This is a genomic window from Vibrio sp. 704 (assembly GCF_033339295.1).
The window spans coordinates 1-547 of the sequence record NZ_JAWOUH010000879.1 but is presented as its reverse complement, the minus strand read 5'-3'; the positions used below and the strand labels follow the sequence as shown (position 1 = coordinate 547).

At 46.6% G+C, this 547-nt stretch carries 1 protein-coding gene; it reads right to left on the bottom strand.

The genetic code is table 11. From position 1 onward, the window contains the following. Window positions 1-143 precede the first annotated feature (143 nt). Window positions 144-547 (bottom strand): ABC transporter substrate binding protein (locus R7R24_RS29660; RefSeq protein ID WP_318120582.1); only part of this gene is annotated, 404 nt, incomplete at its 5' end.

The following is a 547-nucleotide window of genomic DNA, read 5'->3' as shown; positions in this document are numbered from 1 at the left end:
TACAACTTTCAACTTAGGTCGAGGTAAAGAGAGCAATCCGCTCAGAAAAAACTTTGCTCTCATAAACTTACGATTACGAGCCCATTTTTCATGCTGAGACAAATGGGCTTGAGAGAAAGAGTCCTTACCTCAAGATAAGTGATTTACTGCATGCTAGTCGCACGTTGAACAACAGAACTCGGCAGTTGGATGCCCAACTTAGAAGCGGCGCTCTCATTGATGACCAAATCCGAACCCGTTGCGACTTTTACATCCAACTTTCCTGGCTCTTGACCATCAAGTATGGCTGCTACGTAATCTGCCGTTTGCACACCGACTTGGTAGTAGTCAAAACCAAGGCCAGCAATCGCACCTTTTTCAACATAAGATGTTGCACCGCCAAAGACTGGTTTTTTCGCTTGGTTCGCCGCGACAATCATGCCTTCGATCGCACTCGCTACAGTGTTATCCGTAGGCGCGTAAAGGATGTCTGATTTTGCTGCGATGGCTTGCGTAGCAGATTGAACATCGGCACTTTTCAAAGCAGTGGCTTCCACCACTTTAATGC